The 7,185-nt window shown below is 41.1% G+C and carries 13 protein-coding genes and 1 pseudogene; 5 read left to right on the top strand and 9 right to left on the bottom strand.

Annotated features, from left to right (window positions below; translation table 11 throughout):
- Positions 1-324: 324 nt before the first annotated feature.
- Positions 325-702, bottom strand: coding sequence for a SnoaL-like domain-containing protein (locus OCK74_RS27640; protein ID WP_279300361.1), 378 nt, complete (start codon positions 700-702; stop codon positions 325-327).
- Between the two features lie 439 nt (positions 703-1,141).
- Between OCK74_RS27640 and OCK74_RS27635 the strand changes: the two genes are divergently transcribed.
- The 5 genes from OCK74_RS27635 (at position 1,142) to OCK74_RS27615 (ending at position 3,559) form a co-directional block, all read left to right on the top strand.
- Positions 1,142-1,639, top strand: a complete 498-nt coding sequence (locus OCK74_RS27635) for a group II truncated hemoglobin (protein WP_279300360.1) — start codon at positions 1,142-1,144, stop codon at positions 1,637-1,639.
- A complete protein-coding gene (locus tag OCK74_RS27630; protein WP_279300359.1) occupies positions 1,629-2,000 on the top strand; it encodes a cyclase family protein in 372 nt (123 codons plus the stop codon). The genes OCK74_RS27635 and OCK74_RS27630 overlap by 11 nt, the downstream gene beginning before the upstream one ends.
- A gap of 49 nt (positions 2,001-2,049) precedes the next feature.
- Positions 2,050-2,811, top strand: coding sequence for a type 1 glutamine amidotransferase domain-containing protein (locus OCK74_RS27625; RefSeq protein WP_279300358.1), 762 nt, complete (start codon positions 2,050-2,052; stop codon positions 2,809-2,811).
- A gap of 199 nt (positions 2,812-3,010) precedes the next feature.
- Positions 3,011-3,166, top strand: coding sequence for a hypothetical protein (locus OCK74_RS27620; protein WP_279300357.1), 156 nt, complete (start codon positions 3,011-3,013; stop codon positions 3,164-3,166).
- A 228-nt stretch (positions 3,167-3,394) separates the two neighbouring features.
- Entirely contained in the window at positions 3,395-3,559 is a 165-nt protein-coding gene (locus tag OCK74_RS27615) for a hypothetical protein (protein ID WP_279300356.1), read from the top strand.
- Here OCK74_RS27615 and OCK74_RS27610 read toward each other — a convergent pair.
- From OCK74_RS27610 to OCK74_RS27580, 8 genes and pseudogenes are all read right to left on the bottom strand, one after another.
- A complete protein-coding gene (locus OCK74_RS27610; protein WP_279300355.1) occupies positions 3,550-3,885 on the bottom strand; it encodes a YciI family protein in 336 nt (111 codons plus the stop codon). The two genes, OCK74_RS27615 and OCK74_RS27610, sit on opposite strands and share 10 nt — an antisense overlap.
- Positions 3,882-4,100 carry a DoxX family protein gene (locus tag OCK74_RS28060; RefSeq protein ID WP_423803185.1) on the bottom strand — a complete coding sequence of 73 codons (219 nt, stop codon included), beginning with the start codon at positions 4,098-4,100 and terminating at the stop codon, positions 3,882-3,884. Before OCK74_RS28060 ends, OCK74_RS27610 begins: the two co-directional genes overlap by 4 nt.
- A complete protein-coding gene (locus tag OCK74_RS27605) occupies positions 4,085-4,288 on the bottom strand; it encodes a hypothetical protein (RefSeq protein WP_279300354.1) in 204 nt (67 codons plus the stop codon). Before OCK74_RS27605 ends, OCK74_RS28060 begins: the two co-directional genes overlap by 16 nt.
- 52 nt (positions 4,289-4,340) lie before the next feature.
- The gene (locus OCK74_RS27600) at positions 4,341-4,850 is read right to left on the bottom strand and encodes a dihydrofolate reductase family protein (RefSeq protein ID WP_279300353.1); all 510 of its coding nucleotides are present in this window, start codon (positions 4,848-4,850) and stop codon (positions 4,341-4,343) included.
- Positions 4,851-5,046: 196 nt separating this feature from the next.
- The gene (locus tag OCK74_RS27595) at positions 5,047-5,439 is read right to left on the bottom strand and encodes a DoxX family protein (RefSeq protein ID WP_279300352.1); all 393 of its coding nucleotides are present in this window, start codon (positions 5,437-5,439) and stop codon (positions 5,047-5,049) included.
- 6 nt (positions 5,440-5,445) lie between these two features.
- Positions 5,446-5,925, bottom strand: a complete 480-nt coding sequence (locus OCK74_RS27590) for an SRPBCC domain-containing protein (RefSeq protein ID WP_279300351.1) — start codon at positions 5,923-5,925, stop codon at positions 5,446-5,448.
- Between the two features lie 6 nt (positions 5,926-5,931).
- Complete coding sequence (locus OCK74_RS27585) at positions 5,932-6,255, bottom strand: ArsR/SmtB family transcription factor (RefSeq protein WP_279300350.1); 324 nt, start codon at positions 6,253-6,255, stop codon at positions 5,932-5,934.
- Positions 6,256-6,408: 153 nt separating this feature from the next.
- Positions 6,409-7,070: pseudogene (locus OCK74_RS27580) on the bottom strand (IS6 family transposase).
- Positions 7,071-7,185 lie beyond the last annotated feature (115 nt).

Raw genomic sequence — 7,185 nt, 5'->3', positions numbered from 1 at the left:
TTCATGATAAGTAGATCAGAAAGCAAAACTATTTACATCCCATCCGGTCAACAATATGCACTTGCTCGTTGATTTACTGATGAAGTTAACAATTAAAAGCCAAATACAATTCGATCAAGCCTGATAATAGCTGATAGTGGTACAACTGCCGATTGTTATTCCCCGCCCGTACCGAACAGTACATTCGGGCGGGCGTTTGCCAGCACACCAGCAAGACGAATGTAGTGCGTTCGCCTTTTGTCCTGGCGTCTAAAATTGGACACAGTGTTCTACAAATTAGGGTGTGTCCAGGAAGCTCGGGCTAGGCAATTGAGAAAACATTTTTTAATAAAAGAATTGCTCTAATACAATCTGACCTTCTTTCACTTCATACAGCATCACCTGATTGATTTGTATTCTTCCCAATCCATCAACAGTAATATCCACCTCCCTTCCTACCGCAAAATAATTGCCACCTACAACGGGCTGGGTTGTATAAATTCTATGAACTGCCTCTACCCGTTTCCCCCATTCCTCACCTTTTTTGCGAACAGCAGTTTTGCCTTCCGCATACTTAAAATAGGGAGAATTTGGAGGTTCTATGCTCCTTACATGATCTGCAAAAAGTTCGTCCTGGATTTCAAACCACTTCTCTTGCTGGGCAAGTTCATTGAATCGTACTGCAACTTCCCGAGTTGTCAGTGCGGTTTTGTTTGTTGTCATTGTCATAAAACTTTTATTCGGCAAATATCTTGTTTAAATACTACTTGATTAGGGTGTCCCCTCCTCGCTACAGAAATGTAGAATAACAAAGTACTTCGCAAAGTGTATTTGTTAAATAAAGCGGCGAGCTACAAGAAGGAAAGATGTTAGACGGAAATCCGCCTTCCAAGGCTTCTGCAGGTAAAGGAAAAATTCTGTAAATTGTGCATCTATTGAGAGCCGGTAAGGACAGGCCAATTGGAGCATAGACTATCATTCCCGGTAGTGCTCCCTTTTACCCGCACTATGATTACCTCCCACTAACAAACAGCTTCGTATTGATAGAAGTCAAAGGAGTCAGAGAGTTAATAGAAAAGAGCAGAAAGCCCCGTGAATCTATAAACAGGTAAACTCAAAATTCTACCCAACCAAACTAACCGCTTCAACAATTTTATACGCCATGGATCAGCCACTAACAAAAAAGGTCACTCCTACCCTTTTTGAATGGATGGGAGGACAGGAAGTTTTTGAAAAACTATTTACCGCCTTCTATCAGAAAGTGCTTAATGATGATTTGTTGTCGCCCCTCTTTAAAAATATGCCTTCTGAGCACGTCCAGCGCGTTTCCCATTTTGTGGCAGAAGTTTTTGGAGGCCCTAAAGTCTATTCCACTGCCGACAAGGGAAGCCATGCTATGATGATCAGCAAGCATATTGGCAAGATGCTTACAGAAGAAAAAAGGCAAAGATGGATACAACTGTTACTGCAGGCTGCTGATGAAATCGGACTAAAAGATGATCCTGAGTTCCGATCCGCATTTGTAGGATATATAGAATGGGGCACTCGGATAGCTGTGATCAATTCTCAATTACCCAAAAATCCAATGGAGGCCCATACGCCAATGCCTAAATGGGGCTGGGGCGAAACCGGCGGGCCCTATATTCCCAATGAAAAATAAGTTGAACATACTACCATTCATTTTTGCCGTCGCACTCATTATTCAGTGCAGTGGTGCTGGCAAATCACCCGAAGCAGGCAGCCGGGTGCTGCGGATCGACCATATGGTAGACCTGACCCATACTTTAACGCCTGAGTTCCCTTTTATCCCAGAAAGGGATTTAACCTATCCTTTCGAGCTCATTCCGATGGCCACGCTAAAAGCCAATGGCGTAGAGGCCAACTTCTGGAGAATTCATGAGCATTTGGGCACGCACATTGATGCGCCTAACCATTTCATTGAAAATCAAAAATCGGTCGATGAGATAGAGCTGAAGAACCTGATTATTCCTGTGGTGGTTATCGACATTGAGCGATTTTGACCGGTGCGCCTATTGGCCAACAAATAAATCTGCTCTAAAAAATTAAATCATGAGTCATAAAAACCTGAACACGGCCAACGCCAAAAAAGTGGCGATCGTTATTTCCAATCCTGGCACCTCCACTACGGGGGGCTGGCCCGTAGGGTTTTGGTGGAGCGAACTGACGCATCCCTATTTCAAGCTTACCGAAAAAGGACACGAAGCAGAAATCTTTTCCTATTTCGGCGGCAAATGTGAGGCGGATGCCCTGAGCAATCCTGAAGACCCTTCACAATGGCAGCCAGAAGATGTGATCAGCCGTGGTTATATTCATGACCCCGCGTTTATGAAAAAGGTAGACGATACAAAACCCGCAAAGGATATTGATGTAACAGAATTTGACGCCTTGGTGGTAGTCGGCGGACAAGGTCCTATGTTTTTACTGGAAAAAGCCGCAGACACCATTCAGAAATTTGTGGAATTCTATGAAGCTGGAAAATTTGTGGTCGCTCTTTGTCATGGCGTCGCCATTTTAAAATACGCCCGCTTATCAAGCGGCGAATATCTGGCAAAAGGAAAGACAGTCACCGGCTTTGCCAATATCGAAGAAGATTATTCGGATGAGTCCGTCTGGAGCATGAACCTCCTGCCCAAAGATAAACACGTGATGCCTTGGCGTATTGAAGATGAACTGAAAGCGATCGGGGCTAATTATATACAGGCAGGCTTATGGAGAGGTTTTGCCATCCGGGATGGATTTCTCATAACCGGACAGCAAAATTTTAGCGGGAGTGAAACCGCGGATGTCTTGATACAGGCGTTGGGAGAATAAACTTTCCACCCGGATGGGAAAATTAGCGTAAGCAGTAGAGGGAATTGCTGATTTAGGGATTTTGGCACATTGGGATTGGCGGAAGGGCATCTCCGCCCAGGTGCGTGTTCTACGCACTGTTAGGCAAGGCTTGGAATCATTGCTTTTGTTGGGTTAGCGCCGCAAAATCGGGTGCCACCAAATTGTCTACCAGCTCATAATGTGCCGAGCGCACATCAAAGTGGCTGAGCAGCTTTCCCGCTTCCGGATGAATAACCGCCCTGGTATAGTCTTCACCTGCAAAAGCAATGACGGCATTAAGATCAGTAATCTTCCTATGCCCGGAAGAACGTCTTTGCGTAACAGGGTTTCATAGAAATCAGCATTCTCCTTTGAAGTATACCCATGCCAGATGCGTGCTATCATTTTTTTCTTTTAAGATAAGACTTTTAAAGACCCCTGTTGAGAGAAAGGCTGCAGAACGTGAAACATCAGACGTGAGACAATAAACAAAAAAACTATACCTTGTAAACCTATAACAGGATTATCTAAAAACCTGTAAACTTATTTTAGGACGAGACAGTGTTCATACTGCTTTTAATTTATGATGAGGAAATTCCAGGTACTTAGCACCACCAGTACACTGACCTTTTCATGCAGGCCGGTTTATCTCATCGGTGCTGCTACTTTCTGGGTGGTCCATACTGTTGTGTTTGTTGTCATTGTCCTTACACTTTGGCCAGGTAAATATAAAGAAGCCTATGTCTGAGGTCGCACCTGTATTTCCCTTACTTCCACAGTTCCTCCATATTCAAGAACAGGGAATTGCTTTGCCAGTTCAACAGCATCTTCCATGCTGTCTGCACGAAGAAAAATATTGCTAACTACACGAAGGTTATCTGAAAAGACAGATTTTTTTTCAGCTTGATTTGAACTGGAAATAACATAACCCTCTGCCGGAAAAGGGAAGCTGGTAATATAAATGCCATCCTGTTTCCATTGTTCTATCAATGCATTCCATTTGACGTTTGCTGCTTTTACCTGTTCGGGTGAATAGGTAACAGGCACTCTTACTAAAAAGCTAAAGTCTTTCATTTATCATTCAGTTTTTTTCTGTTATCAATTGACCAGTCACCTGCTCCAAAGGCAATAAGAATAATGCATCCGCCAAGTACGGCTAATGGCATGTTCCATCCCGGTGCCGTTGGCGTTACAAACCCAATACCAAACACAAACTGCGTAACATAAATTGCTCCAAGAAGGATGATGCTAAGTCCAACTGCAGCCAATCGGGTTAAAAATCCAAGCAGAACGGCTGTAGCCCCCAGCGGTTCAGCGATAGAAAGAAGCCTGGTTGTAAATAATAAAAAGACGAAACACCTTCAGGCGCATGAGACCAAAAAGGAAACTTGAAATAGGCCGCAACATAGAATATGGCTGCAGTAATCAAGCGCAGTATCAGTAACGAAACATGCTGATATTTGGAATAGGTTTGCATTGTCGTGTATTTTTATTAATCATATCAACAGAACTATTATTTTCTGACATCTTTATTTTCTTGTCAGCTTATATTTCAAATGCGTTGTCAATGTTGACGGAATAACTTCACTTATCTCAATTTCATATTTATTCCTATCAATGTTATCAAGCAGGCGAATGCCGCTGCCTAAAATGATAGGAACTATGTGAATGGTGAATTCATCAATCAGTCCTGCATTGAGAAATTGTTGAATGGTATTTGCTCCGCCTTGTATTCTTATGTCTTTGCCTTTTGCTGATTCTTTTGCCTTTTCAAGTACAGCCTCTATTTTTTCGTCTGTGAAATAAAATACTGTGATTCCCCTCTGCACCCAGGGTATTCTTTTTTCGTGTGTCAGCACAAATACATCTGCCTTGTACAAGTCTTCAGGCCAGTTGACTTCTCCTTCCTCAAACATTCTTTTTCCCATTATGTAGGCTCCCGTCCTTGAAAATACTTCGTCAATAAGGTTGCTGTCCTCGCCGTATTCTTCACCCCCTTCCAGATTGATGTTTTTCCAAAAGGCTTTTTGCTTATACATCCAGCTGTGAATTTTCACTCCGTTGTCTCAAAGCGGATTTTTAGGCCCACGATTGTCTCCAGCTAAAAAACCGTCAAGAGAAATGCCGCTGTCAAAAAATACTTTACTCATAGCGTCATTTATTAAATTGATTTGATGGTCATCGTAGGATTTTTTTAGCTGACACTCCTAAATAAGTGAGTCTATGGCACTCGCTTTATTGATTAACTGAAATTATTTTTCTGTCAGCAGGTCTGAAGTACCATGAGACTATAATGAGCGATAACAATAACAACGATGGAAATAATGAACTCATAGGATCACCGATTGCGATATGCGAAAATATCGCACCCGTCATGATAAAGATAAAACCTGCATAGGCCCATTCCTTTGCTAAAGGAAATTTTGGAATCAACACTGCCGCAACTCCTAAAAGCTTCAAGACACCGAGTATTGTTAGTAGATAGACAGGATAGCCCAAATGTACAATCATATCTTCACCGCCTTGTCCTTCTTTCATTTTGATTAACTGCCCTGCTCCTGTAACAGTCATTCCTAATGCCAACCATAGAGTGGCAATCCAATAAATAATTTTGTTTCTCTTTGTCATAATGTATTATTTTAATTTGCTTACAATTTCTTGAATTCGGTTATGTGCCATATTTATTCCCTGAGCAAATGGTAACTTTAGCACCTGGTCTCTGTGCGAAACCGATTCATATATCACGTGCATATTAAGTTTGCTGGTATCGTCAGTAAGTTTTTCAAATTCATAGAACTCAAGCTGAACGCCAAAAGGTGTATTCTCCATTTCAAATGTCCGTGTGATTTTCCGGTTCGGGATAAACTCATGGATAACCCCATTGAACCCGTATTTGTTTCCTTTAGCATCGATTGTTTCAAATTGATAACTGCCATGCTTTTTACTTTCAAGTTTCAGCACTTTCGTTGGTGAATGTGGGGTGGACATCCATTGCTCAATAATGTCGGGCTCTACATGTGCTTTAAAAAGTAATTCCAATGGCAAATCAAATTCCCTTGTAATCACTAATTCTTGTTTGCCGTCTTCGGCATTGATTTTTGTTTTCTGTTCCATATTATTCTATTTTTCTGGCTTGTATTTTTTCATTATGGTTTCTAATTTATTAAACCTGTCATCCCACATTTTGCGGAATGGTTCAATAAAGTCTGCTATTTCTTTCATCTTTTTCGGATTTAAGTGATAGTATATTTCTCTGCCGTTTTGCTCTTGTTTAAGCAATTCGCACTCGGTGAGTATTTGCAGGTGTTTTGAAACGGTCGGTCTTGCTGTGTCAAAGTTTGAGGCTATGGCTCCGGCAGTCATGGATTGCGAAGCAACCAACATAAGTATAGCCCTTCTTGTCGGGTCTGCTATGGCTTGAAATACGTCTCGTCTCAAGTTCATTGTGTAGCTATTTGACTACAAATATATGTGTAGTCAAATAGCTACACAAATTTTTCTATTTTTTTTGTCTGAAGGTTTTATGTATGGTTGGCTGTAAGGGCTTTGTCGCATCTGTTGAAATAAAGAAAGAAAATGGAATTTTGAAGCAATGATCTATGCTGCAAGAGAACAAAATGTCTTGTAGGAAGTTGCCATAAGAGAAACTATTTGTCCTTTCTTGATCATTCTCACCATTTCAATACCTGTTAGTGTTCGTGATGCAGATTCAAAACTCTTAAATCCCAACATGTACTGCGTTCGCCATTTGATGAATTTATGATCTGCTTCTACACTATTGTTTAGATACTTACATTGCCTGACCTTGATTTTTTTTAAGGATCTTTGGTTGTAGGTTCTGATGGCTTCTTTATTAGCACCACTTTGATCAATGTTAATCACTTTAGGACAATCATTGTTGTTTATTGCTTTCAGCAAAAACTTGTAGGCAGCATATTTATTTCTCCTCTTAGTGAGCAGGAAATCTACTGTTTTCCCTCCTTATCTACAGCCCGGTACAGATACATCCACTCGCCTTTCACTTTGATATAGGTTTCATCCATTCTCCAAGAGTTTCCTACAGCTTTCTTTCTCTGCCTGAATGTTCCTTGGATGAGTGGAGTAAATTTAAACACCCATCTTTGAACTGTAGCATGGTCTACTACAACACCTCTAATGGATAATAGCTCCTCCACATCTCGATAGCTCAGGCGAAATCTTAATTTGAAATTCACCGCTTGCAAAATGATCTCTTTGGGAAAAAAGTAACCTTTGAACATCTCATCGATTTATTCCTGAAGTTATTCAATCGGGTATAGATGCGACCTTTAGATTAGCGGTTAGAAGTTAAGAAGTTCTTTGAAGATAATGTTTAGATGATAAATTTAGTGGAAG

Source organism: Paraflavisolibacter caeni, from assembly GCF_025628885.1.
Taxonomy (GTDB): domain Bacteria; phylum Bacteroidota; class Bacteroidia; order Chitinophagales; family Chitinophagaceae; genus Flavisolibacter; species Flavisolibacter caeni.
The sequence above is the reverse complement of the archived record's forward strand: the minus strand, read 5'-3'. Positions and strand labels throughout refer to the sequence as shown.